Annotated in this window: 1 protein-coding gene and 1 pseudogene; one reads left to right on the top strand and one right to left on the bottom strand. The window is 34.1% G+C overall.

Going from position 1 to position 1,459, the window contains the following annotated elements:
- Nucleotides 1-442 precede the first annotated feature (442 nt).
- Nucleotides 443-742, top strand: coding sequence for a DUF378 domain-containing protein (locus tag V7149_RS26255; RefSeq protein ID WP_335348489.1), 300 nt, complete (start codon nucleotides 443-445; stop codon nucleotides 740-742).
- A gap of 266 nt (nucleotides 743-1,008) precedes the next feature.
- Here V7149_RS26255 and V7149_RS26250 read toward each other — a convergent pair.
- Nucleotides 1,009-1,459, bottom strand: a pseudogene (locus V7149_RS26250) (type I glutamate--ammonia ligase); the annotation flags it as partial.

The raw sequence follows: 1,459 nt of genomic DNA, 5'->3' as shown, positions 1-1,459 counted from the left end.
TGCTTAGAGGTCTTGAATTCTTAAAAATAAGGGAAAAAGACCAAAATTAAATGTATTTATTTAATCCCTGCTATTTAGCAGGGATTTTTTTGTTTTTTCGTCACTTTTGAATTCGTTCAAAGGAGTTTCCATAATCAGTAAATCTTTTATTGGAGGCGATTTTATGAAAATTAGAGACATAATCTATTATAAATCTTCCAAGAGAACCGTATATGTGAATAATCTCTAAAATGCAGTTCATTTCCCCTTAACAATTTCTTCATTCGTTAAATATGCCTGCTGTAAATCCCCTTCATCTATATTAACTATCTTCACAAAAAGTATAATTACTCTAAATCTGTTTAAAGAACAATATGCCAAAATTCGCTAACATGAGTATAAAATCGATTATTTATTCAAAAATTATTAATGTAGTATATTATTTAATTAAGGAGTTTTATCCATGAAAATATTACAACGGATCGCTTTAGCTTTAATAATTATTGGCGCTGTAAACTGGGGTCTAATTGGATTTTTTCAATTTGATTTAGTAGCAGGAATCTTTGGTGGACAAGATGCATTTTTGTCCAGAATAATTTATGGTCTTGTAGGTATAAGTGGTTTGATTTGTTTAACTCTTTTATTTGCTCCAATGGACGAAGAGGTTGAACGTAACACGAACCTACAAGGCAATAGAAACCTTAATTATGCTACTGAGTTTGGCGAAGAAACAGATTTATCGAAATTAAAAGATGATGAATAATTTCCTTAAGGAGAGTAAAACAGCTCACCTTCAAGTTTTATCAACATGGAAGTATACAAATTTCTTCTGATGTTAATTCACACATTAGCAAGAAAATTAAAGAGATAGAATGAAGAAATTTGAGGATATATGAAGAATGTCCTCGAATTTTTTTATGAAACAAAATCTGGAAAATTATCAGACAGTTATATTTTGCAAAACATATTAATGAAACTGACCGAAAACAAAAAAACCGCTAGAGCCAACTGCCCCAACGGTTTGAATGTTTAATACATCGTCATATACTGCTCCCGCTCCCAAGGATGGACTTGCGTGCGGAACATATCCCACTCAATTTCTTTTGCCTCTACAAAGTGTTCAAAAATATGTCCGCCCAACGCTGAAACGATAATCTCATTTGCTTTCAGCTTATCAAGTGCTTCTGCTAATGTAGATGGAAGATCATCAATTCCTTCAGCCATTCTTTCTTCCTTACTCATAACATAAATATTTCTGTCAACTGATGCCGGTGGAGTAAGGCTATTCTTTATCCCATCCAGACCAGCCTTTAATAATACAGCCATAGCAAGATAAGGGTTTGCTGCCGGATCAACACTGCGAACCTCTACACGAGTGCTTATTCCTCTTGATGATGGTATACGCACTAATGGTGAACGGTTCTGTGCTGACCAAGCTACATAGCATGGTGCTTCATACCCTGGCACCAAACGCTTATAG

The organism is Bacillus sp. JJ1503 (genome assembly GCF_036965125.1).
Taxonomy (GTDB): Bacteria; Bacillota; Bacilli; order Bacillales; family Cytobacillaceae; genus Cytobacillus.
Note: the sequence above shows the minus strand (reverse complement) of the source record. Positions and strands in the feature narration are given on the sequence as shown.